21 protein-coding genes and 1 riboswitch are annotated in these 25,219 nt (G+C 33.5%); of the genes, 12 read left to right on the top strand and 9 right to left on the bottom strand.

The window, feature by feature from the left end; genetic code table 11:
* Window positions 1–34 precede the first annotated feature (34 nt).
* Window positions 35–1,117: an efflux RND transporter periplasmic adaptor subunit gene (locus N534_RS0107115; RefSeq protein ID WP_028891823.1), complete on the bottom strand. Its 1,083-nt coding sequence runs from the start codon at window positions 1,115–1,117 to the stop codon at window positions 35–37.
* A gap of 437 nt (window positions 1,118–1,554) precedes the next feature.
* Window positions 1,555–1,659, top strand: a riboswitch (SAM riboswitch).
* A 50-nt stretch (window positions 1,660–1,709) separates the two neighbouring features.
* Between N534_RS0107115 and N534_RS0107120 the strand changes: the two genes are divergently transcribed.
* The 4 genes from N534_RS0107120 (at window position 1,710) to N534_RS0107135 (ending at window position 7,631) form a co-directional block, all read left to right on the top strand.
* Window positions 1,710–2,726 carry a homocysteine S-methyltransferase family protein gene (locus N534_RS0107120; protein WP_028891824.1) on the top strand — a complete coding sequence of 339 codons (1,017 nt, stop codon included), beginning with the start codon at window positions 1,710–1,712 and terminating at the stop codon, window positions 2,724–2,726.
* A gap of 3 nt (window positions 2,727–2,729) precedes the next feature.
* Entirely contained in the window at window positions 2,730–5,405 is a 2,676-nt protein-coding gene (gene metH / locus N534_RS0107125) for a methionine synthase (RefSeq protein WP_028891825.1), read from the top strand.
* A gap of 240 nt (window positions 5,406–5,645) precedes the next feature.
* Window positions 5,646–6,602: a methylenetetrahydrofolate reductase [NAD(P)H] gene (gene metF, locus N534_RS0107130; RefSeq protein WP_028891826.1), complete on the top strand. Its 957-nt coding sequence runs from the start codon at window positions 5,646–5,648 to the stop codon at window positions 6,600–6,602.
* 240 nt (window positions 6,603–6,842) lie between these two features.
* Window positions 6,843–7,631: a PhzF family phenazine biosynthesis protein gene (locus tag N534_RS0107135; protein WP_028891827.1), complete on the top strand. Its 789-nt coding sequence runs from the start codon at window positions 6,843–6,845 to the stop codon at window positions 7,629–7,631.
* Window positions 7,632–7,758: 127 nt separating this feature from the next.
* Here the strand turns inward: N534_RS0107135 and N534_RS0107140 are convergent, their stop codons facing one another.
* Entirely contained in the window at window positions 7,759–9,324 is a 1,566-nt protein-coding gene (locus tag N534_RS0107140; protein WP_028891828.1) for a hypothetical protein, read from the bottom strand.
* Between the two features lie 132 nt (window positions 9,325–9,456).
* Here N534_RS0107140 and N534_RS14550 point away from each other — a divergent pair, with 132 nt between their 5' ends.
* The 8 genes from N534_RS14550 to N534_RS0107180 all read left to right on the top strand — a co-directional run bounded on the left by N534_RS14550 (window position 9,457) and on the right by N534_RS0107180 (window position 17,657).
* Entirely contained in the window at window positions 9,457–10,632 is a 1,176-nt protein-coding gene (locus N534_RS14550; RefSeq protein ID WP_051435869.1) for a 2-isopropylmalate synthase, read from the top strand.
* Window positions 10,632–12,014: a 3-isopropylmalate dehydratase large subunit gene (gene leuC / locus N534_RS0107150; protein ID WP_028891829.1), complete on the top strand. Its 1,383-nt coding sequence runs from the start codon at window positions 10,632–10,634 to the stop codon at window positions 12,012–12,014. Before N534_RS14550 ends, leuC begins: the two co-directional genes overlap by 1 nt.
* Complete coding sequence (gene leuD, locus N534_RS0107155; RefSeq protein WP_028891830.1) at window positions 12,014–12,595, top strand: 3-isopropylmalate dehydratase small subunit; 582 nt, start codon at window positions 12,014–12,016, stop codon at window positions 12,593–12,595. The genes leuC and leuD overlap by 1 nt, the downstream gene beginning before the upstream one ends.
* 11 nt (window positions 12,596–12,606) lie before the next feature.
* Window positions 12,607–13,722 (top strand): 3-isopropylmalate dehydrogenase, encoded by a 1,116-nt coding sequence (gene leuB, locus N534_RS0107160; RefSeq protein WP_028891831.1) that lies wholly within the window; start codon window positions 12,607–12,609, stop codon window positions 13,720–13,722.
* 241 nt (window positions 13,723–13,963) lie between these two features.
* The gene (locus N534_RS0107165) at window positions 13,964–14,836 is read left to right on the top strand and encodes a M57 family metalloprotease (protein WP_028891832.1); all 873 of its coding nucleotides are present in this window, start codon (window positions 13,964–13,966) and stop codon (window positions 14,834–14,836) included.
* A 168-nt stretch (window positions 14,837–15,004) separates the two neighbouring features.
* Window positions 15,005–15,748 carry a hypothetical protein gene (locus N534_RS0107170; protein ID WP_028891833.1) on the top strand — a complete coding sequence of 248 codons (744 nt, stop codon included), beginning with the start codon at window positions 15,005–15,007 and terminating at the stop codon, window positions 15,746–15,748.
* A gap of 71 nt (window positions 15,749–15,819) precedes the next feature.
* Entirely contained in the window at window positions 15,820–16,872 is a 1,053-nt protein-coding gene (locus N534_RS0107175; protein WP_028891834.1) for a sensor histidine kinase, read from the top strand.
* Between the two features lie 2 nt (window positions 16,873–16,874).
* Complete coding sequence (locus N534_RS0107180; protein WP_028891835.1) at window positions 16,875–17,657, top strand: LytTR family DNA-binding domain-containing protein; 783 nt, start codon at window positions 16,875–16,877, stop codon at window positions 17,655–17,657.
* A gap of 62 nt (window positions 17,658–17,719) precedes the next feature.
* Here N534_RS0107180 and argH read toward each other — a convergent pair whose 3' ends face one another.
* The 7 genes from argH to argC form a co-directional block, all read right to left on the bottom strand.
* Window positions 17,720–18,997, bottom strand: coding sequence for an argininosuccinate lyase (argH, locus tag N534_RS0107185; RefSeq protein WP_028891836.1), 1,278 nt, complete (start codon window positions 18,995–18,997; stop codon window positions 17,720–17,722).
* A 292-nt stretch (window positions 18,998–19,289) separates the two neighbouring features.
* Window positions 19,290–20,348 (bottom strand): M20 family metallo-hydrolase, encoded by a 1,059-nt coding sequence (locus N534_RS0107190; protein WP_028891837.1) that lies wholly within the window; start codon window positions 20,346–20,348, stop codon window positions 19,290–19,292.
* Window positions 20,345–21,124: an acetylglutamate kinase gene (gene argB, locus N534_RS0107195; protein ID WP_028891838.1), complete on the bottom strand. Its 780-nt coding sequence runs from the start codon at window positions 21,122–21,124 to the stop codon at window positions 20,345–20,347. Before argB ends, N534_RS0107190 begins: the two co-directional genes overlap by 4 nt.
* A complete protein-coding gene (locus N534_RS0107200) occupies window positions 21,121–22,056 on the bottom strand; it encodes an acetylornithine carbamoyltransferase (RefSeq protein WP_028891839.1) in 936 nt (311 codons plus the stop codon). Before N534_RS0107200 ends, argB begins: the two co-directional genes overlap by 4 nt.
* Complete coding sequence (locus tag N534_RS0107205) at window positions 22,053–23,180, bottom strand: aspartate aminotransferase family protein (RefSeq protein WP_028891840.1); 1,128 nt, start codon at window positions 23,178–23,180, stop codon at window positions 22,053–22,055. Before N534_RS0107205 ends, N534_RS0107200 begins: the two co-directional genes overlap by 4 nt.
* Window positions 23,180–23,977, bottom strand: coding sequence for a pyrroline-5-carboxylate reductase (proC, locus tag N534_RS0107210; RefSeq protein ID WP_028891841.1), 798 nt, complete (start codon window positions 23,975–23,977; stop codon window positions 23,180–23,182). The genes N534_RS0107205 and proC overlap by 1 nt, the downstream gene beginning before the upstream one ends.
* Window positions 23,978–24,063: 86 nt before the next feature.
* Complete coding sequence (gene argC / locus N534_RS0107215; RefSeq protein WP_028891842.1) at window positions 24,064–25,041, bottom strand: N-acetyl-gamma-glutamyl-phosphate reductase; 978 nt, start codon at window positions 25,039–25,041, stop codon at window positions 24,064–24,066.
* Window positions 25,042–25,219 lie beyond the last annotated feature (178 nt).

The following is a 25,219-nucleotide window of genomic DNA, read 5'->3' on the forward strand; positions in this document are numbered from 1 at the left end:
GCACCCGCAATTTCTATAAGGTATTTATATTTCATTATGGTAATTGAATCTTTGTAGATTTATCTATTCCACTGATAATTTCAACTAACTCATAATCCATTAAACCAGTTTCTACTTTTTGAAGCTGCCCGCCCTCTAACATAACATAAGTATCATTTATTATATACTTTCTTGGTATTGTTAAAGCATTTTGTTTTGTTTGGATAATGATGTTTGCTTCTAAAGAGAGGTTAGGGAAAAGTTTAGTAGGCTTATTGGTGAAAATAGCTTCAGCTTGGAATGAACGTGTTCTAATATTCATCATCGGTTCAATAGAAATAATTTTAGCCTCAAAAACTTGTGATTTATAACTGTCCATTCGTATAATAATTTGTTGTCCTTTTTTTATCTTAACAATGTCTTTCTCGTCAATACTTAATTCTATAATGAAATCTTCAGTACCAATAATTGCAACAGGTTTTTCACCACTATTTATTTCTCCTTCTTCTTTGTTGATTTGATAAACTAAACCATTTATCTCACTTTTCACTACAAAATCGTCTTCTTTTAATTGAGCAATTTCTAAATTGTTTTTGCTTTGACCAGAAGCTAATTTTAATTGACGTTTGAGGTCGTTATAATTAGTTTTTGCTTTTATATATTCTGCTTTAGACCTTTGATAGTTTAACTCTTTTTGTTCGTACTGCAACTTACTTCCTATATTCTTACTCCAAAGATTTTTTTGTCTTTGAAACTGCAATGAATCATAAGTGAGATTTTTCTTTGCGAGATCAATAGTTTTTTCTGCATCAAGCAATTTGTCTTTATTCCTCGTATAATCGGTAGCAAAGGATACTAGTTTAGCATTTTCGGTTGCGATTTTCAAATTCTTATTATCTATTTGAAAAAGAGGAGTTCCTTTTTTTACATGAGCACCTTCCTGCACAAATATTTTTTCTATAACACCAGTTGTTTGGCCAAAAACCTCGTATTGGTTTTTAGCTTTTATAAAACCTGTTGCGTAAACACTTTCAGTAATATTTTTAGTTTCAGGCGTTGTTGACTCCTTTTTGTTTGTACAAGAATAGAGTGTTAAGGAAAATATTAAGGAGAGAAATAATTTTTGTTCAAATTTCATTATCAATATGGTAAGAGCTATGTTTTTTATATAAAGTACAAAAACTAGTGTATAGATAGTTATGCGACTTGCTAACAATTATTTTCTGTAGAGAAGTTAGTCGTAAGCGAGTAAAAAACATTTTGAATAAGTGTTTTCCTCATACTTATTACACACTATTGGTATTTATTTTTCAATTTAGCTTAAAGTTAGCAAAAAATGCTTTAGAAAAGTAAAACAAATAACAATTGAGTAATTTTTTCTAAAATGTTTACTTTTGAATAACAGAAAGTTATAAGGTTGTTAAAGGGCAATTTGAATTATCTTGAAAACAATAAATCAAGCGGTTTTTATTCAAACAACCATATGTTCTTTTTCTCTTATCAATTTAATTCTAAAATAAAAATTGGGTAAATAAAAAATAATACTATAACTTTGCCCCGTTCATTAACGTATTGATGTTATCAAGAAAGGTGGAGGGAATAGACCCTTTGAAACCTTAGCAACCCTTTGTGCAAACAAAGAAGGTGCTACATTCTACTGCTTAGGCAGAGAGATAACGAAAAGAATTTTACTTCCTCTTTTCCTGATAACATTACACTAAATATCAGGAATGTCAAACATTTATCAAGAAATACAAAAACGAATTCTCGTGCTCGATGGCGCTATGGGAACCATGCTTCAGGAATATAAATTTACTGAAGAAGATTTTCGTGGAGAACGTTTTAAAGATTACCCAACTCCGTTACAAGGAAACAACGATTTGTTGTCCATCACACAACCTGAAGCTGTAAAAGAAGTTCATAGAAAATACTTTGCAGCAGGAGCTGACATTGTAGAAACCAACACTTTTTCAGGAACTACTATCGCCATGGCAGATTACCAAATGGAAAATTTGGTATATGAGTTAAATTATGAATCTGCCAAAATAGCCAAAGAAGTAGCTGAGGAGTTCACTGCCAAAGAACCCCATAAACCTCGATTTGTAGCAGGATCTATAGGTCCTACAAACCGTACCGCAAGCATGTCTCCAGATGTAAATGATCCAGGATACAGAGCCATAACCTTTGATGAGTTACGAATTGCGTATAAACAACAAGTAGAAGCTTTGATAGATGGAGGATCAGATATTTTGTTAGTAGAAACTGTGTTTGATACCTTAAATGCAAAAGCCGCTTTATTTGCTATTGAAGAGGTAAAAGCGGAACGAAACATAGAAATTCCTATTATGGTTTCAGGAACCATTACCGATGCTTCTGGAAGAACATTATCAGGACAAACAGCTGAGGCTTTTCTAATTTCTATTTCTCATATTCCGCTACTATCTGTAGGGTTTAATTGCGCTTTAGGAGCCAATTTATTACAACCTCATTTAGAGGCGATAGCCTCTAAAACGGACTTTGCTATTTCTGCTCATCCAAATGCAGGATTACCCAATGCCTTTGGAGAATATGACGAAACTCCAGAAGAAACAGCGGAGCAAATAGAAGAATATTTAAAGAAAAACTTAATAAATATTATAGGAGGGTGCTGTGGTACCACGCCTAAACATATTTCAGCGATTGCAGCGGTAGCCGCTAAGTATAAACCACGTAAAGCTGAATTTGTTTCAGTAGTACAAAATAGTTAGTAGATGAGTGAGGAAAGACGATATATGAAGTTATCTGGTTTAGAACCGTTAATTATAACACCCGAAAGTAATTTTATCAATGTAGGTGAGCGTACAAACGTAGCAGGATCGCGTAAATTTCTTCGATTAATTAAAGAAGAAAAGTTCGATGAAGCCTTGGCTATAGCACGTCATCAAGTAGATGGGGGGGCACAAATCATTGATATTAATATGGATGACGGGTTAATTGAAGGGAAAGAAGCGATGGTACGTTTCTTAAACTTAATTGCATCTGAACCTGATATTGCCAGAGTTCCTATTATGATTGATAGTTCAAAATGGGAAATAATAGAAGCTGGATTACAGGTAGTACAAGGTAAATCGGTTGTAAATTCCATTTCTTTAAAAGAAGGAGAAGAAAAGTTTATTTGGGAAGCTACGCAGATTAAACGATACGGAGCCGCAGTAATTATCATGGCTTTTGATGAAGTAGGACAAGCCGATACCTACGAAAGAAGAATTGAAATTGCAGAACGTTCGTACAACATATTAACCGACATTGTCGGTTTTCCGCCAGAAGATATCATTTTCGATTTAAACATCTTTCCTGTAGCTACGGGAATGGAGGAGCATCGAAAAAATGCATTAGACTTTATTGAAGCTACCCGATGGGTACGTGAAAATTTACCCCATGTAAGTGTAAGTGGAGGGGTGAGCAACGTATCATTTTCTTTTAGAGGAAACAATGTGGTACGTGAAGCGATGCATTCGGTATTTCTATACTATGCTATTAAAGCAGGTATGAACATGGGAATTGTGAATCCGACAATGTTAGAAGTCTACGATGATATTCCGAAGGATTTATTAGAACATATTGAAGATGTTGTTTTAGATAGAAGAGATGATGCAACTGAACGTTTATTAGAGTTTGCAGAAACGGTAAAAGGAACTAAAAAAGAAAGTAGTGAGCAGATTTTAGAATGGAGAAGTTTACCGTTACAAGACCGTATAACACACTCTTTAGTAAAAGGAATAGATGCTTTTATTGAAGAAGATGCAGAAGAAGCACGTTTAAGTGTAGCAAAACCATTACACGTAATTGAAGGGCACTTAATGACGGGGATGAATGTAGTAGGAGACTTGTTTGGTGCAGGGAAAATGTTTTTACCACAAGTAGTAAAATCTGCCCGAGTAATGAAGAAAGCAGTAGCGTATTTGAATCCGTTTATTGAAGCTGAAAAAAGCGAAGAACAGAAAGCCATTGGAAAAATATTAATGGCAACGGTAAAAGGAGATGTACATGATATTGGTAAAAACATCGTATCTGTAGTGTTAGGTTGTAACAACTATGAAATTGTAGATTTAGGTGTGATGGTTCCACCAGAAAAAATTATAGAAACTGCTAAAAAAGAGAAGGTAGATGCTATTGGTTTAAGCGGATTGATAACTCCTTCGCTGGATGAAATGGTGTACTTGGCAAAAGAAATGGAACGTCAAAATTTAGAGATTCCATTATTGATTGGTGGAGCAACAACCTCAAAAGCACATACTGCTGTAAAAATAGACACACAATATAAAAATGCAGTAGTACATGTAAATGACGCTTCAAGAGCTGTAACTGTTGTAGGAGATTTATTAAACCAAGAAACCTCCAATGAATATGTGGCTAAGTTGAAAAAAGATTACGAAGAATTTCGTGATAAGTTCTTAAAACGAGGAAAACAAAAGCATTACATATCTATTGCAGAAGCAAGAGAGCGAAAATTTAAAATAGATTGGGGTACTACCAATATTACCAAACCTAGAGAACTAGGAGTACAAAAACTAGAACAAGTAAGTTTAAAAGATTTAGTACCGTATTTTGATTGGAGTCCGTTTTTCCGTTCGTGGGATTTACACGGAAAGTTTCCTGATATTTTAGAAGATGAAGTAGTAGGGGTAGAGGCAACCAATTTGTTTGCAGATGCTCAAAAGATGTTGCAACAAATTATAGAGAAACAAGCATTAAAGCCCAAAGCTATTTTTGGTTTGTTTGAAGCGAATTCTATTAACGACGATGATATTTCAGTTCAAAAGAAAGGAAAAGAAGTTGCTATATTTAGAACCTTACGTCAGCAATTAAAAAAGCGTGAAGGTAAACCAAGTTTTGCCTTGGCTGATTTTATTGCACCTAAAGAAACAGATAGATCGGATTATATAGGGGCTTTCTGTACAGCCATTTTTGGTGCTGATGAATTAGCGCTACAATACAAAGAAAATCACGACGATTACAATGCAATTATGGCACAAGCTATTGCCGATCGTTTTGCTGAAGCTTTTGCTGAATACTTGCATCACAGAGTAAGAACAAAACACTGGGGTTATGCTTCCGAAGAAAATTTAACGAATGATGAATTAATAAAAGAAGATTATAAAGGAATTCGTCCTGCTCCTGGATATCCTGCATGTCCAGATCATTTAGAAAAAGAAACGATTTGGGAACTTTTAGAAGTTGAAGAAAACATCGGGGTTAGCTTAACAGAAAGTTTAGCCATGTGGCCAGCAGCAGCTGTTTCAGGATATTATTTTGCCAATGAAGAAGCTAAATATTTTGGGTTAGGTAAAATAACAGACGACCAAGTAAGAGATTTTGCAGAACGGAAAAACATTTCCTTAGAAAAAGCCAGAAAATGGTTACACCCAAACATATCAGACAATTAAGAATAATTTAAAAATAAACAAACAAAAGAGCGTATTTAATTAACAATAAGTTTTAAGTTAGGTAAACTAAAAACTACAAAACAGTAGTAATATTGCCATATAAAAAATCAATAAAATTAGACAAATGAAAAAGTATAATTTAGAGATTCGATTTGCAATACAGCTACTGGTAATGGCAGCAATATCATTAATTGCAGCTTCATTAGTATAGTTAAATACGCCTTTATAAGATACACTTATATGAAGGTAATAGAACATTTAGAAAAAGCTAACGGAACATCATTGTTTTCGTTTGAAATACTTCCACCGTTAAAGGGAGATACAATAGAATCAATATTCAAAAATATTGATCCGTTAATGGAGTTTAATCCTCCTTTTATAGACGTAACCTATCATCGTGAAGAATACGTGTATAAAGAGTTAGGAGATGGACTCTTAAAAAAACAGGTTGTAAAAAAACGCCCAGGTACTGTTGGTATTTGTGCGGCTATTCAAAATAAATACCAAGTAGATGCTATTCCACATATTTTATGTGGAGGGTTTACCAAAGAAGACACTGAAAACTTTTTAATAGACCTCGATTTTTTAGGAATAGATAATGTAGTTGCATTGCGTGGTGATGCAGTAAAAAGCGAAACTTATTTTAAACCAGAAAATGATGGACATGCGTATGCAAGTGAGTTAGTTACACAAATAGAAAACTTAAATAAAGGAAGGTATTTGGATGATGATTTGCAAAACTCATCAAAAACTGATTTTTGTATTGGTGTAGCAGGATATCCTGAGAAGCACATGGAAGCGCCAAGTTTAGATTCTGATATTCACTTTTTAAAGAAGAAGATAAAAAATGGAGCAAACTATGTGGTAACACAAATGTTTTTCGATAATCAAAAGTATTTTGAGTTTGTAGAAAAATGTAGAGAAGAAGGTATAACTGTTCCAATTATTCCGGGTTTAAAACCTATTTCAACCAAAAAACAGTTGAATTTAATTCCACACCGTTTTAAGGTAGATTTACCTGATGCTTTGGTAAAAGAGGTTGTGAATTGTAAGAGTAATGCAGAGGTACGACAAGTAGGAGTGGAGTGGTGTATTGCTCAAAGTAAGGAGTTACAACAAAAAGGAGTACCTATTTTACATTATTACTCAATGGGAAGATCAACCAATATTCAACAAATTGCAGAGGCAGTGTTTTAATAAAAATATGTCATTTCGAGAGAAAAGAGAAATCATAAGGTTCAGCGAAGCTAAATCTCATTAAAGTGAGTTACTCATTTTTTTAAGATTTCTCACACTTCGTTTCACTCGGTTCTAAATGACGTTAACAAGAGTTTTTTTGTTACTATATTATCTATGTCATTCCGAACGGTAGAGAGGTATCGTCTTTTATGTGACAAAATTGAAAGTAATATATTTACGTGTTAAATAATGAAAAAGATGAAATTACCATTATATCAAATAGACGCTTTTACAGATAAAGTTTTTGGAGGGAATCCTGCTTGTGTTGTTCCATTACAAAATTGGTTACCAGATGAAGTTCTTTTAAAAATAGCAAAAGAAAACGCTGTGGCAGAAACAGCATTTTTTGTTGATAAAGGAGAGAAAATACATTTAAGATGGTTTACTCCAGAAATTGAAATGGATTTATGTGGACATGCAACACTTGCCACAGCTCACTGCTTACACTCAATTTTAAACTATCCTCATAACAAAATAGTATTCGAAACGTTGAGTGGTGATTTAACTATTATGATTGAAAAGGACTTTTATTCGATGGATTTACCCTCTCGAATGCCTGTTGCTTCTGAGTTACCTGAAATTATTCAGAAGTCTTTAAACATAGCACCTAAAGAGGTTTTAAAATCTAGAGATTATGTATTAGTATATGATTCTGAAGAGGAAATAAAAAATATAAAAGTAGATAGACAGACCTTTGATCAAATAAATTTAGATCCAGGAGGGGTAGTAGTTACAGCTGTAGGAAATAATTCCGATTTTGTATCAAGATATTTTACACCACAATCCTCTATTTTAGAAGATCCTGTTACTGGTTCTTCTCATTGTTCGTTGGTACCATTTTGGAGTTCTCGATTGAATAAAGATAATCTTGATGCAATACAAGTTTCTGAAAGAGTAGGAGTATTAAAGTGCCAAAATAAAAAGGATAGGGTCATAATTAGCGGTAAAGCTAAAACGTATTCAGAAGGAAACTTATGGATAGAATAACTAGTATTTAAAGAATTGTCATTTCGAACGAGTGAAACGGAGTATGAGAAACCTTAAAGTCTTTAGTTTCTTATTAGTTTAAGATTTAGCTTTGCTGAACCTTTCTCCCTCTGGTCGAAATGGCGTATTAACACTTTTGAGCACTCACAAACTTCTCTTGAATAATTTGTGCGACAGGCTTGTTTTCAATTTTACTTTCAAGCCAAGAGAGAATATCTAAATATAAAAAAGCTCTTTTTTCATACGGATGGTTTTCATATACTTTTAATCGATCGTATATTTTTTTAAACTCCTTTTTTATTTGGTGTGGGTATACATCTCCTAAGGCTTTGATGGATGAAATAAATTCTTTTTGTACTTCTTGCAAGTTCTCCATTTTTAGTAAAAAACGATAGGTGTCTTTAAATTGACGTTCTAAATCGTAATCTAGCCCACATTCATAGTGAGCAATTAAACATAACACTCTAGCAAAGCACTGTAAATCTTGTGCCACATCAATATTTTTAGATTTGATGATTTTATTCAGGTATAAAATACACTCTTTGTTTTTACCCATACCAAAGTACAAACAAGCAATTTTATAGTAAAAAACTACAATATGATGCGTATCTAAACGGTCTTTGTACTCATCTATTTTATCATTAATAATATCTACTAGGTATTCACCTTCTGAAAAGTTACCTTCTAAGAAATGTAGGTGTAATTTATTAGCATAATAGTATAAAAAGGTTAAGATTTCTGTGTTACTATTTTGAGGAATAGTTTTCTCTTCAATTTCCTCTTCAAAAGCTGAGAGTTCTTCTTTAAACTTATCATAATGCTTTATAAAAAATAAGCTCTCTAATAAGTAGTTTTTCCCTTTTAAATAAAAAACAGGATGCAAAGAAATATTCTTAGTATCATTCTTAAATAAATCAACCCATTTATTAGCGTATTTATAACTTTGTAAAAAATCTTGAGTTAAAAAACTATGCCATAAGTGTGCTTTGTACAGCCATAACTTTTCTCTAAAACCCAATTCTTCATATGTATATTCAGGAAGTTTAGAATAAAAGTAAGTATTTACTCGTTGCAGTTCTTCATCGTTTTTTACGTAGCCATTTTTAAGCAATGTTCCATACAGTTGTAGCGACAAGTTTGATAATTTACTGGCGATAACATTTTGCATGCTAAGCTCTTTTGCCTGAATAGTTAATTCGTCAGAACGCGTATCAATACTTCGGGTTATATACTGACTTTCAATGACTTTTTCAAGCTCAACAATTTCATAAGCAACATTCTTTTCTTCATTTTCAACCGCCATATTTTTTGCTTTGTCAAGCAGTTTTAAACTTTGCTTGTACAACCCTTTTTGATATAAAACTGTAGCAAAATCTAGCTGCTCACGTATTTGAATTCTAATGTTTTTATGGGCAGGATTCATACGAAGACTAGTTAGTATTTGCTTGTATAAATGAGCTTTTAGGTTAGATAATTGTTGTTTACTCACCACACCGCTATCAATAATAGCCTTTTCGTTATAACTCTTTTGTTTTTCAAGTAATTTAAAAAGCGCAAAAAATTTAGCATCTACATTACCTCCTAAACGACCAACATATAAATTAAACTGACGTTTTTCTGACTTTGATAAAGACTTAATCAAAACAAACAAAGCGTCATTTTGTTGGTTGGAGAATGTAATTGTTTTACGCATAACTTTTTGTTTTTCAGTATTTTATTTTTGTTTTTTGTCGTTTTGATATCGTAACTAACTCATTAAAAAAGAGCTTGCTAGAAAAGCCAATATATACATTTGGTTTTTATTTTGATAATCATATTTAGATTTATGCAAAGCGATAAAATTCAAATTTTCGATACCACATTACGAGACGGAGAGCAAGTCCCAGGATGTAAATTAGATACCCAACAAAAGCTAGTTATTGCCGAAAGACTCGATTTTTTAGGAGTTGATGTAATTGAAGCAGGCTTCCCAGTATCAAGTCCAGGAGACTTTACTTCGGTACAAGAAATAGCTAAATTAGTTAAAAATGCTACTGTATGCGGATTAACAAGAGCCGTTAAAAAAGATATTGAAGTAGCAGCAGATGCTTTAAGATTAGCTAGCAAACCTAGAATTCATACAGGTATTGGTACTAGTGATTCACATATTCAGTATAAATTCAATGCTTCGAAAGAAGAAGTAATTAGGCGAGCAAAAGAAGCTGTCTCGTACGCAAAAAACTTTGTAGACGATGTAGAGTTTTATGCAGAAGATGCAGGTAGAACCGATAATGCTTTTTTAGCCAAAGTTTGTGAAGAAGTTATAAAATCAGGAGCAACAGTGTTGAATATTCCTGATACTACAGGGTATTGTTTACCTGAAGAATATGGAGCGAAAATCAAGTATTTAAAAGACAATGTAAAAGGCATTGAAAATGTAATTATTTCATGCCATTGCCATAACGATTTAGGCTTAGCCACAGCAAATTCTATTGCAGGAGTTATTAATGGTGCGCGTCAAATAGAATGTACGGTCAACGGAATAGGAGAGCGTGCAGGAAATACGGCTTTAGAAGAAGTAGTAATGATTTTAAAACAGCATCCATATTTAAATCTTCAAACAGATATTAACACCAAATTACTATACGATACAAGTATGATGGTTCGTGAACGCATGGGAATGCCTGTACAACCTAACAAAGCCATTGTAGGAGCAAATGCCTTTGCACATAGCTCAGGAATTCATCAAGATGGAGTTATCAAGAATCGTGAAACGTATGAAATTATCAATCCAGCAGATGTAGGAGTCACAGAAAGTGCTATTGTATTAACCGCAAGAAGCGGAAGAGCAGCCTTAGCATATCGAGCAAAAAAGATAGGATATGAGCTAACCAAAATTCAGTTAGATACAGCTTATAAAACGTTTTTACAGTTTGCTGACAGGCAAAAAGAAGTAATCGATGAAGATATTCATCAGATTATGAAACAAGTAAATAAAATTTCAAAAATAGCCATAGCTTAATGGGAAAGACATTATTTGATAAAGTATGGGATGCGCATGTAGTGGATACTGTAAAAGACGGTCCACAAATATTATACATAGACAAACACTTAATTCATGAAGTAACCAGTCCGCAAGCTTTTAACGAGTTAAAAGAGCGTAATATTCCAATTGCACGACCAGACAAAACAGTAGCAACAGCCGATCATAATACACCAACCGTAAATCAACATTTACCAATAAAAGATGAATTATCAAGGCAACAACTAGAGCAGTTAACACAAAACTGTAAAGAAAACGATATTACTCTATATGGTTTAGGACATCGATATAATGGAATTGTACACGTTATGGCTCCCGAATTAGGGATAACACAACCAGGAATGACTATGGTTTGTGGAGATAGTCATACATCAACGCACGGTGCTTTTGGTACTATTGCTTTTGGTATAGGAACAAGTCAAGTAGCACAAGTATTTGCAAGTCAATGTTTATTGTTAGAAAAACCTAAGAGCATGCGTGTAACTGTAAAAGGTAAACTTAAAAATGGAGTGTTACCCAAAGATGTAATCTTATATATTATAGCGCAATTAGGAACAAATTCAGGTACAGGATATTTTTGTGAATATGCAGGAAATGTATTTGAAGAAATGTCTATGGAAGGTCGTATGACCGTGTGTAATATGAGTATCGAAATGGGAGCAAGAGGAGGTATGATTGCTCCTGATAAAACCACTTTTGAATATATTAAAGAACGTGAGTTTGCACCAAAAGGAGACGAGTTTGATAACAAAGTAACCTATTGGAAAACATTAAAGACAGATAAAAGTGCAAAATTTGATAAAGAATACACTTTTAAGGCAGAAGACATAGAACCAATGCTTACTTACGGAACCAACCCAGGAATGGGTATAAAAATTTCAGAGAACATCCCCCAATTTAATGATGCTTCCTTTGAAAAGTCGTTACAGTATATGAACTTTAAAAAAGGAGCATCATTAATTAATACACCCGTTAACTATGTATTTATAGGAAGTTGTACAAACTCTAGGATAGAAGATTTTAGAGTAGCAGCAAACTATATAAAAGGAAAGCAAAAAGCAGCGAATGTAAATGCGTGGTTAGTACCAGGATCCCAACAAGTAGCAAAACAAATAAAACGAGAAGGTTTACAAGAAGTTTTTGAAGCAGCAGGATTTCAGTTACGACAACCAGGTTGCTCAGCATGTTTAGCAATGAATGACGATAAAATACCAGAAGGAGAATACTGTGTATCAACCTCAAATAGAAACTTTGAAGGACGTCAAGGACAAGGAGCAAGAACCATTTTAGCAAGTCCGTTAATGGCTGCAGCAACAGCAGTAGAAGGAAAAATCACTGACTTTACAAAACAATTAAACTAATGGAGAAATTTGTTAAACTAATAGATACGGCCATACCATTACCGACGGAGAACATAGATACCGACCAAATAATACCCGCACGATTTTTAAAATCAACTAATAAAGAAGGGTTTGGAGACAATGTGTTTAGAGATTGGCGCTACAATAAAAATGGTAGTTTAAATGAAGACTTTGTTTTAAACAATACAAATTATACAGGAAGCATTTTAATAGCAGGAGATAATTTCGGATGTGGCTCAAGTAGGGAACATGCTGCATGGGCATTAGCAGGCTACGGATTTAAAGTAGTTATCAGTAGTTTTTTTGCAGATATTTTTAAAGGAAATGCGCTTAATAACGGAATATTACCAGTACAAGTACCCAAAGAATATTTAGCAAAACTGTTAAAAAAAGTAACTGAATTACCAGACACAACTATTATAGTTGACTTAGAAAATCAAAAACTAAAAACCCCCATAGGTAATGTAGATTTTGAAATAAACCCGTACAAAAAACTATGTATGATAAATGGTTATGACGATATAGATTTTTTAATCAGTAAAAAAGATAAAATAACAGCTTTTGAAGCAAAAATGATATAAAAAGAATAAAGATGAAATATAATATAACCGTAATTCCAGGCGATGGAATAGGACCTGAAGTAACAGAGCAAGCAAAAAAAGTGCTTAGAGCTGTTGGTAATGTGTTTGATCACACATTCTTATTTAAAGAAACATTAATGGGAGCCTGCGCTATTGACCAAACAGGAAATCCGTTACCTGAAGAAACCATCGAATTATGTAAAAAAAGCGATGCTATATTGTTTGGTGCTATTGGAGATCCAAAATACGATAATGATCCTACAGCAAAAGTACGTCCAGAGCAAGGATTACTACGTTTAAGAAAAGAGTTAGGACTATTTTGTAATGTTCGTCCTGTAAAAGCGTATGACACGTTAATTCATAAGTCACCTTTAAAGAAAGATAGAATTGAAGGAACAGATATTGTTATTTATAGAGAGCTAACAGGAGGAATCTATTTTGGTATTAAAGAACTGAGTGATGATGGAAAGCATGCTTTTGATGGTTGTTCTTATACTGTAGAAGAAATAGAACGAATGGCACATTTAGCTTTTCAAGCAGCTCAAAAAAGACGTAAAAAACTAACGTTGGTAGATAAAGCCAATGTATTAGAAACCTCAAGGCTGTGGCGTAAAACTGTTGGAGATTTAGCAACTCAATACCCTGACGTTGAAGTAGACTATTTATTTGTTGATAATGCAGCGATGAAGTTAATTTTAAACCCAAAAGATTTTGATGTTATTTTAACCGAAAACCTTTTTGGAGACATTCTTTCTGACGAAGCAAGTGTTATAGGAGGTTCTATAGGTTTGTTAGCTTCCGCTTCAGTAGGAAAAGAAAATGCGCTATTTGAACCTATTCATGGATCTTTTCCACAAGCAAAAGGAAAAGACATCGCTAACCCATTAGCATCCATACTATCATCTGCATTATTGTTAAGACACTTAGAATTACATACAGAGGCAGATACAGTAGAGAGTGCTGTTCAAAAATCATTAGAACTGGGTATTACTACAGAAGACATCAATTCAGAAAATCCATTTTCTACTAGTAAAGTAGGAGATTTTATAGCGGACTATATCTATAACCAAGAAGATAGTGATATGAATTTCCAAAATATACACATGGGTCAAAGCACTATTATATAAGTTATAAATACTGTAAATTAACCGTAAACTTCCTTTAACTATTCCTGTTAAAGGAAGTTTTGTTTTTAAGTAATTGATAATGTGTTTGTTAATTGTTTAAAAAACTGCTACATTGTTTAGTATTTAATATTTTATGATTTTTTTGTTTAAATATTCTTTTTTTTAACACTTTTTACGGTTTTATTTTAAAAATATGGATCTAAAGTGTAGATTTACAGCGAATTAAAAAACCCTTCATATTATGAAAAAAACAAAGTTAGCCCTAATTATGGGCTTGTCTGTAGGTGTGTTCTTCACCTCATGTTCAAGTGAAAACGAACAAATTAAAGAGCCGGATGCTATACTACAATATAGCGATAACCCAGGACTCAAACCTGTACCTCAAGAGGTTGTTGATGCTGCAGCCAAATTGGAGCTAAATGTAAATCATATTCGTTATGACAATTTTTATTTCCCTGATGGAACTTCAGAAGCACGCTTATTCTTAGAAGAGGATGTTGTAATGACAGAAGATCAGTTGTTTGCTATGGCTAAAGCTAAAGATGAAAATCAATCTGCTCGTCAATACTCTACTAACAATTTAGTATCTCAAGGTAGAAATATTTCTATCGTAGGATACACAGGTGGTGGTGGATATGGTCTTTCTACTAAAGAGCGAACAGCATTACAATGGGCGGTAGACAATTACAACCGTTTAAGTGGTGTATCTATTAGCTTTACATTAAGTTTTGGAACTAATTACAGCAACAAAGATATGGTAGTGTACCATAACCCAACTCAATCTGGAGCAGGTGGTAGTGCAGGTTTCCCAAGCAATGGTTTACCTTACAAGTTCGTACAAATATATGGTTTAGATAACTATGATACGAATGTTGTAGAGCATGTAATTACACACGAGATTGGACACTCAGTAGGGTTTAGACATACTGATTGGTTTAGCCGTCAAAGTTGTGGACAAAATACCAATGAAGGTACTGCAGGTGTAGGAGCTAACCATGTATCTGGTACACCAACAGGATACGATTCAACTTCAGTTATGTTAGCGTGCTTTAGCTCTAACGAAGACGGAGAGTTTAATGGTAACGACATTACAGCATTACAAAATATGTACTAAGAAATAACTAACCTTAATACATAGTGTAAACCACCGATTAAAAGTCGGTGGTTTTTTTATTGTTAATATTCCTTAGTTTATCATTTATTTTCCTGAGCTTATAAAAAAAATATTTTTAAAAACGTGAGTCCAAAATACTTTTGAGGCATCTAATAATAAAAACATACCATGATGAACACAAAAAGAGAACTTATTTTTTTAAGAACATTTGCAGTAAGTATAACAGCATTAATAGGAGTTTTAACTACTGTAGCCTTTAAAAATAAAGAGAATACACAATTTGATACTATTGATGTAAAAAGAATTAATATCATAGAAAATGATGGAACAGTAAAAATGTTAATTACAAATGCAGCAAACTTTCCTAGTAAAGGCGATAAGATTAATGGAAGAGTTTATCACGAAAGAAAAAAGAGAGCAGGAATGCTTTTTTATAATGAAGAAGGTATAGAGTGTGGCGGATTTATTTATGATGGTAAAAAAACTGAAAAAGGACATAGTTCAGGATTATCATTAACATTTGATCAGTATGATGGAGACCAAGTAATGCAGCTCATAACTACAGATGCAAAGAGAGATGGAAAAAGGTACAAAGCAGGTAGGTTAGTATTTAATGATAGAGGAGATAACGAAACCCAAGAAAAGACTCAAAAAATAAGTGAAGAATTAAGAGCTATTAAAGATCCTGCTGAAAGAAGAGCTAAGTTTAAAGAGTATCAACAAAAAGGAATGATAGGTGGGGTACCAAGAGTAGCTTTAGGGCAAACACCAGGAAAACAAAACGGATTATTTTTATACGATTCTAACGGAAAAACAAGAGCTAAGTTTATTATAGATGAGGATAATAAAATAAAATTAGAAGCTTATGATGAGAAAGGAAATACAGTAAGTACTTGGCCAGAAGTTAAATAGAAATACTAGAGTTTGCGGTGAGATTCAATCAGAAGTTTCATCGCAAATTTGATATATTTGTGAGTACTGATATGAAAACAAACACATCCTTTTTTAGAGAAAATGCTACATTTTTAATCTTTCTCTTTACCTTTTGCTTAATATTTATTTTAAAAAATCAATTTGGGAATTCAGATTCTTGGAAAGATTTTATCTTTTATCCTGATGCTCCCTTTTGGTATTTTTTTAAAGCAGTTTTTATTTTTTGGTGGGTTAGTTTTATCAAAAAGAGTATTAATAAAAACTCAAAAAAACAAACTTCATTAAGTAGAAGATATGTGCATTTTTTTGGAATAGGCTTGTTAACATATTTAGTGATAGGAAATAGTTTCGGATTAATTGTTGCGTTCATTTTTGATACCTATTCCAGAAACTTTGGTTCTGTTTATCATATAATATATGTCAATATAAATTCTGTAATTGACTTTATTATTTTTGGAGGATTTTCATTAGCCTACTTGTATTATAAAGAAAATGTTGCTTATCAAAAACAGGTAGCTGCCTATGAAATAAGTAAAGCTAAAAATGAAATAACACAATTAAAAACACAATTAAACCCTCACTTTTTATTTAATAATCTAAATATTTTAGATCAACTTATTGAAGAAGATACTCAAAGAGCTTCTTTATTTTTAAATCGTTTTGCAGAATTATATAGATATAGCTTACATAGTTCAGATAAACAACTGGTTACATTAAAAGAAGAGTTGTTTTTTACAGAGGGGTATTTTAAGTTAATGGAAGAAAAGTATGAAGGTTATTATAAACTAAATATAGCATCAACTTTATACACAAAAAACATTGTAGTACCCCCATTTTGTTTACAAGTTCTTATAGAGAATGCAATCACTCACAATAAAGGAACCTCCGAATCACCCGTAGATATTACTATAACAGAGGATGAAGGAATTAAAGTAACAAATAATAAAGCACTATACGCTACAAGAAGAAAAGGTAATGGAATGGCGTTGATTAACTTATCAAAACAATTTGAGTTACTTGCTGAAAATACTATTAAAATACGTGAAACTGAAAAGGAGTTTGAAGTTGTTTTACCATTAATACCATCTCATAAATCTGTATAAAAATGATAAAAGCACTTATTGTTGAAGACGAATTACCAGCTAGAAAAAAACTAAAAAAATATATAGAAAGTTATCATGAACCTATCACTGTGGTAGATGAGTTTGAAACGGTAGAAGAGGTGCTTCAGTTTTTTGAATCAACTTCTGATATTGACTTGATTTTTTCTGATATAGAATTACGAGACGGCAATGTTTTTGATGCTTATAATAAGCTACAAATTCAAGTACCAATTATTTTTATAACAGCATACAATCAGTTTTGGATGCATGCTTTTGAAACCAGTGGTATAGAGTATTTATTAAAACCTTATTCGTTTGAACGTTTTGAAAAAGCAGTAAATAAGTATTCAAACTTAAAGAGTTCAATGAAGGATGAAAGTAACCATAATGTTTTGCAAAAATTAGATGCTTATCTAGCAAATCAAACAGCTCAAACACCTAAAAGCTATCAAGATTTTATTGCTGTTAAATCTTCTCAGTATACCTACTTCTTAAAGATGGAAGAGGTAATGTATTTTCAAGCAGATTATGGAATTGTAACAGCATACGATATAAATAATAAAAAACATGTATTAAATCAATCTTCTTTAAAAGCATTAGAAGAAATAATAAATCCTAGCGTGTTTTTTAAAATTAATAGAGGCGAACTACTCAATAGAAACTATATAGAAAAGATAAGTAGGTATAATAAAAATGTAGTAGCCATCAATCTAAAAAACAGCAAAACAGTTTTAAAAACCAGTCAAAATAAAACAGCAGAGTTTACGAAGTGGTTAGGAGTGTAAAGACTACATATACAAACAAAAATGAAAAGCAAGATGATTTCCATCTTGCTTTTATAAATGAGTTAAAATAAATTAAGCTTCTCACGTATTTTATCCAAACACAAATTATCAATACTCCCTATATGCGTATGTTTTTTAGAAGTATCAGGAGTATACGTTCCCTTGTTAACTTCACCACCAATTTTTTGGTAGGCTTCTCTAAAACTCATCCCATTTTCAACTAAAGTATTGATATTGTCTACCGTAAATAGATATTTATACTTTTCATCCTGTAGGTCAATATCCTTTACAATAATTTGCTGAATAGAATAGTCAAAAATATCCAACACATCTTTTAGTTCTTCAAAAGCGTTGATGATATTTTCTTTTAATAACTGATAATCTCTATGATATCCACTCGGTAAATTGTTAGTAATTAACAAGGTTTCGGTATACAACGCTTGAATTTTATTGCACTTACCTCTAATGAGTTCAAACACATCAGGATTCTTTTTATGCGGCATAATGCTGCTGCCTGTGGTTAATTCATCAGGAAAAGAAATAAAGTCAAAATTCTGACTCATATACAGACAAATATCCATGGCAAAACGAGCTAAGGTATTACTTACACTTCCTAATGCCATGGTAAGCGTACGCTCACTTTTTCCTCTGCTCATTTGTGCAGCAACCACATTGTACTTTAAGGTTTCAAATCCAAGTTCTTTGGTAGTAAATTCTCTATCAATAGGGAACGAACTACCATACCCAGCCGCAGAACCTAACGGATTTTGATCTACTGTTTTTAGTGCTGCATCTACCATGTACAAATCGTCAATTAGCAATTCAGCATACGCAGAAAACCATAACCCGAATGAAGAAGGCATTGCCACTTGTAAGTGGGTGTACCCAGGTAATAACTTGGTTTTATGTTCTTCTGCCAACTCTAATAACGTACTGAAAAGTGTTTTAGTTTTATTAGAAATCAGCTGTAAATTGTCTTTATAATACAACTGCAACGCCACTAAAACTTGATCGTTTCTGGAACGTGCTGTGTGTATCTTTTTACCAACTTCACCGCACATGTTGGTTAATTCAAACTCAATTTTAGAATGTACATCTTCAAACTGAGGATCAATTACAAAAGTACCGCCTGCCACTTGCTGTTGTAGTGTAGCAATTCCACTAGTTACTTGCGTTAATTCTTCCGAAGTAATAATACCGATGGAAGCCAGCATTTTTGCATGTGCTAATGATGCTTGCAAGTCATACGGTGCAATGTGTATGTCTATTTCTATATCGTTTCCAACAGTGAAATGCTCTATTTTTTTATCTATGGATAATCCTTTGTCCCAAAGTTTCATGTTTTTATGTTTTTTAATTAGTACTGAGTATTGAGAAGTTAGTATTGAGTGTTAAACACTATAACTAACAAAATTCTCATTGTTTGTTTGTCACCTCGAACGTATGTGAGAGGTCTCAAACTTATGAGTTACTCTTTTGATTGAGATTTAGCTACACTGAACCTTACGGTTTCTCTCTTCGTTCGGAATGACGATTGTTTTTTAGAGCCAAGAGAATAGACCGCTTCGCTACTAGAATAAAGACTTTCTATAATTAAGTCTTTTTTCTTTTCTCTTTTTTCTCGTTTCTTTCTTATAATACTTTCTCTAATAATTGAATATACAATTCAATTCCTTCCTCAATTTCTTGAAGGTAAATAAACTCATCAGCGGTGTGTGAGCGAGTACTATCACCAGGTCCTAATTTTAATGACGGACAACTCAACACTGCTTGGTCAGATAGGGTAGGAGAACCATAGGTTTTTCTTCCTAAAGCCAATCCTGCTTGTACCAATGGATGCTCTTTTGGTATTGACGATGAATTTAAATTCAAACTTCTTGGATGTATGTTACAAGGTGCGTTTTGCTGTAAATAATCGCTTACTTCTTGATTGGTGTATTTATCGTTTACGCGAACATCTACCACTAATTTTACTTCGGAAGGAACAGCGTTGTGTTGTTTCCCTGCATTGATTTGTGTTACTGTTAACTTAACCTCACCCAAGGTTTCCGAAGTTTTTTCAAATGATAAATCTTTAAACCATTGTAATACATCAATGGTGTTATAAATAGCATTATCGTGGTTCGGATGTGCGGCATGACTTGGGGTTCCTTTTACCTCAGCATCAAAAACTACCAAGCCTTTTTCGGCAATAGCTAATTGCATTAAGGTAGGTTCTCCCACAATCGCTACATCAATGTTAGGTAAGGTTTTTAGTAATCCATTTAAACCGTTAGGACCGCTGCTTTCTTCTTCGGCAGTTCCTGCAAATACCAAATTATACGCTAAGTTTTCTTTTTGATAGAAATAGGTATAGGTTGCTAGTAATGATACCAAACAGCCTCCCGCATCGTTACTTCCCAAACCATAGAGTTTTCCTTCTTCCACAATCGCTTTAAAAGGATCTTTGGTATAGCCGTTATTAGGTTTTACGGTATCGTGGTGAGAGTTTAGTAACAGCGTAGGTTTACTATCATCAAAATGTTTGTTTACCGACCATACATTGTTCTGTGTTCTGGTATACGGAATATCAAATTCTTGAAACCAGTTTTCCAATAGTAGGGCAGTAGCATCTTCTTCCGAAGAAAAAGAAGGAGTTTCTATCAAGTTTTTTAATAGGCTGATAGCTTTTGTAGTGAGTCTTTGTATCATGATAGTTGTAATGAGGTGTGTTTGTTTTTTGAGTTAAATACCATAGCTGTATTGCCTATGTGTACTTTTTGAACATTGTTTTTTAGGGCATGAAAGCAATTGTCTAACTTAGGAAGCATTCCTTCAAAAATGACTCCATCAGTTTTTAGTTGAGTATAGGTTTCTAACGTGATTTGTTCAATAACAGAAGTATCATCAGAAACATCATTTAATACTCCTGGTTTTTCAAAACAGTAGTACAATTCTGTATTAAAATCAGCAGATAACCCTATAGCCAATTCAGCAGCAATAGTATCGGCGTTGGTATTGAGTAATTGTCCGTTTGCATCGTGCGTAATTGCACAAAACACTGGAGTTACTTTGTTATTAATTAATGCCGTTACTACTTGCGGATTCACGGTGACAACGTCGCCAGCAAATCCATAATCTATAGGTTCAGCAGGACGTTTGGTTGATATAATTGTGTTTCCATCAGCTCCTGTAAAACCTATGGCGTTGGCGTTGTACGCTTGTAACTGCGCAACAATTTGCTTGTTGATTTTACCTGCATATACCATAGTAATCAAATCTAAAGTTTGTGAATCAGTTACACGTCTGCCATCAATCATAGTTACAGGAATATTCAATTCTTTAGCTAATTCAGAAGCTAATTTTCCACCACCGTGTATCAATACTTTAGGTCCTTTTAACTGAGCGAAATCAGCTAAGAAGCTATGTAGGGCTGTCTCATCATTAATGATGTTTCCGCCTATTTTAACAATCTTTATGGTTTTCATAATTCTCCTAAAATTTGTTGTAAAACTATTTGGGCAGCAAAGGTTCTGTTGTTGGCTTGTTCAATGACAAGAGAATTATCACCATCTAAAACAGCATCTTCTGCTACTACATTTCTTCTAATAGGCAAACAGTGCATAAACTTAGCATTGCCAATTTTTTCTTTGGTGATCATCCAGTTTTTGTCTTGGCTTAATATTTTTCCGTAATCATTAAAAGAACTCCAGTTTTTAGCATAGATAAAGTCGGCATTTTCAAAAGCTTTCTCTTGATTGTACTCTACAGGAAACTCTTTCGTAATTTCAGAATCTAACTCGTACCCTTCGGGATGCGTTATAACAAACTCTACATCCATTTTGTGCATGAGGTGAACAAAAGCATTGGCAACCGAATGTGGTAATGCTTTGGGGTGTGGAGCCCAAGACAACACAACTTTAGGTTTGTCAACTTTTTTAGTTTCTGTAATGGTAATGGCATCTGCTAAGGCTTGTAGTGGATGATCGGTTGCGCTTTCCATATTGATAACAGGTACCGTAGCATATTTTACAAAACTGTTGAGTACAATTTCAGAGGTATCTTTTTCTTTGTCTTTCAACGTTGGAAAAGCTCTTACTGCAATCATATCAGCATATTGAGAAATTACCATGGCAGCCTCTTTAATATGTTCTGAAGTACTTAAATTCATCACAGTACCGTCTTCAAATTCCATATTCCAAGCATTGGTAATGTTTAACACACTTACTTCCATACCTAAGTTTTTAGCCGCTTTTTCGGTGCTTAATCTTGTACGTAAACTAGCATTGAAAAAAAGCATGACTAAGGTTTTATGTTGTCCTAAATCAGCAAACTGATAGGGATTTTCTTTTAATTGAATTGCCTTTTGAATGGTGTTTGAAAGGTTTTCAATGTCGTTTAGGCTGGTGTATTTCTTCATGACAGTTCCTTTTTTAAAGCTTCAAAAAACACATCGATATGTTGCTTTTGAATGGTTAGTGGCGGAAGAATTCTTAATAAGTTAGGATTCTTAGCACTTCCTGTAAAAATGTGATGCTTGAATATTAGATTCTTTCTTAATTCAGCAATAGGAAAATCGAATTCTAACCCTAACATGAGACCTCTACCTTTTACAGTTGTTATCTGCGGAATTAAAGCTGCTTGTTCTATAAAATACTTAGCCATTTGCTCTGCGTTTTCCATCAATTGCTCCTTTTCAATGGTTTCAATAACTGCTAAGGAAGCAGCACAGGCTAAGTGATTTCCTCCGAATGTAGTTCCTAGTAAACCGTAAGAAGCCTCAATACTTGGATGGATTAAGATTCCCCCAACAGGGAATCCATTCCCCATTCCTTTTGCCATAGAAATGATATGCGGAGTAATGCCGTGTTTTTGAAAAGCAAAGAAATCACCCGTTCTACCAAATCCGCACTGAATTTCATCAGCAATAAGTAAGGTGTTGTATTGCTTGCATAGTTTTTCTAATCCTTGGTAAAAAGTAGTTGATGTTTCGTCCAACCCACCAATACCTTGAATGGTTTCTATGATAATAGCACAAACATCATTGTCTTGTAAAGCTTTTTCAACACCTTCCAAGTCTTCAAATTCTAAAAAGATAACTTCTTGCTGCGCATTGATAGGCGCTACAATCTTAGGATTATCGGTTGCCGCTACCGCAGCAGAAGTACGCCCGTGAAACGAATTTTTAAAAGCAATTACTTTTTGCTTACCCGTATGAAAAGAGGCTAACTTTAAAGCATTTTCATTGGCTTCGGCTCCCGAATTACACAAGAATAACTGGTAGTCTTTACAGCCAGATATGTTTTCTAATTGTGAAGCTAACTCAACTTGTAACGGATTCTGAATCGCGTTGCTATAAAAGCCTAGTTTGCTTACTTGTTCACTAATGTTTTTTACATAGGTAGGGTGTGAGTGCCCAATAGAAATTACGGCATGTCCGCCATATAAATCTAAATACTCTGTGCCTTTATCGTCGTATACATATACACTGTTGGCGGTTACTGGGGTGATATCAAATAGAGGATATACGTTAAATAAACTCATTATGGTGTTTTTTTTATGGTGTTAATTTTATTAAAAGAGGCTACCATTCCTTGTATTAATGCTGCACTTAATCCTTTGTGTTCCATTTCATTCAAACCTTCAATGGTACAGCCTTTTGGAGTGGTAACTTTATCGATTTCTTCTTCAGGATGATTTCCTGTGGCTATGAGTAGGTTGGCAGCACCTTCACTAGTATGCATAGCGAGTTCTTGTGCTTCTTTTGCATCGAAACCTAACTGAATAGCTGCTTGTGTAGTTGCCCGTATTAAGCGCATCCAAAAAGCAATTCCACTAGCACATATTACGGTGGCTGCTTGCATTTGATCTTCAGGAATAATCATAGAAGTTCCTAGTTGATTGAAAATAGCTGTAGCTATTTTTAAATCTTGCTTCTCTTGAGTATTACCACTAAGACAAGTCATCGATTTTCCAACGGCAATAGCAGTATTAGGCATGGCTCTGATAATAGTAGTATCTGAACCAATGAGAGTTTCCATTTTTTCAATGGAAAAACCAGCAACTGTAGAAATTACAATATGATTGTCTGATAACAGAGGAGCAGTTTCTTTTAAAAGAGCTTCTAAATGTGTTGGTTGTACAGCAAAAATTAATACATCAGATGCTGTGATTGCTTCCTTGTTATTAGAACTAATGAAAACGTTGGGTACCTCATTAAATTCATTAAGTTCTTCAATGTTTCTCTTGGTTAAGAAAAGTTGAGAAAATGAATTGTTTTGTATCAATCCTTTAGCGATTGATTTTCCTAAGTTACCTGTTCCTATAATTGCTATTTTCATTTGAGAAAGTTTAGATTATATATTTTGTATTATTCATTTCTTGTATTAAGACATTCATCTTGGTTTATCTAATCCCTCTGTGAGGGTTAGAAATAAGTTGCCTTTAACTGTAAACCAGTATCTTCTTTAAAACCAAACATTAGGTTCATATTCTGGACTGCCTGCCCAGAAGCTCCTTTTAATAGGTTGTCAATGATACTTGTTATCAGTAGTTTATCTTCGTGTTTGTGTAAGTGAATTAAACATTTATTTGTGTTTATCACTTGTTTTAAATGCAGTTCATTATCAGCAACATGTGTAAAAAAAGCATTCTTGTAATAGTCAGCATACAGTTGCTGTGCCTCTTTTAAATTTCCTTCAAAATGTGTGTATAACGTAGCATAGATACCTCTAGAAAAGTCCCCTCTGTTAGGAAGGAATAATACTTCTGAATCAAAACTAGATTGAAGTGTATCTAACGTCTGATTAATTTCTCCCAAATGCTGATGGGTAAAAGGTTTGTAATAGGAAAAATTATTATCTCTCCACGTAAAATGTGTGGTAGCTGATAATGAAGTTCCCGCACCCGTTGCACCAGTAACTGCATTGATGTGTACATCACCTTGTAACAAATTAGCATCTGCCAGTGGAAGCAATCCTAATTGAATTGCGGTAGCAAAACACCCTGGATTTGCTATGTATGAAGCACCTTGTATCGCTATTTTTTGAAGTTCAGGTAAACCGTATACAAACTCTTTTCCTTGAAAAGTGCTATCAGCTTTTAACCTGAAATCATTTCCTAAATCAATAATCTTTGTATGGTCTGAAAAGGTATGAGCTTCTAAAAACTTTTTAGAGTTTCCATGCCCTAAGCATAAGAATAGTACATCTATGTTCCCATTGATTGTATTTGTAAATGTTAGCTCAGTGCTACCCACTAAATCCTGATGTATATTTGCTATTTTATTTCCTGCATTTGAGGTACTATACACAAAATTGATAGTAGTTTCAGGATGCTGTAGTAAAAGTCTTATTAACTCACCAGCTGTGTATCCTGCACCACCTATAATTCCTACTTGTATCATATTGTTTGTTGTTTGTTTTGTTATCCGTTTTTTGAGATAACCATGTCGCTCATTTCGACTTCGTTATGATTTTACTTTAGAATCAAGAACAAAGATCGCTTCGCTACTAGAGCAAAGACTTTTCTATAAACCTCTGTTCTTTTGTCTTGGTTTTTGACTCTTTGTTATTATTGAGTTT

Source organism: Tenacibaculum sp. 47A_GOM-205m (genome assembly GCF_000518405.1).
GTDB classification, from domain to species: Bacteria; Bacteroidota; Bacteroidia; order Flavobacteriales; family Flavobacteriaceae; genus Polaribacter; species Polaribacter lutimaris.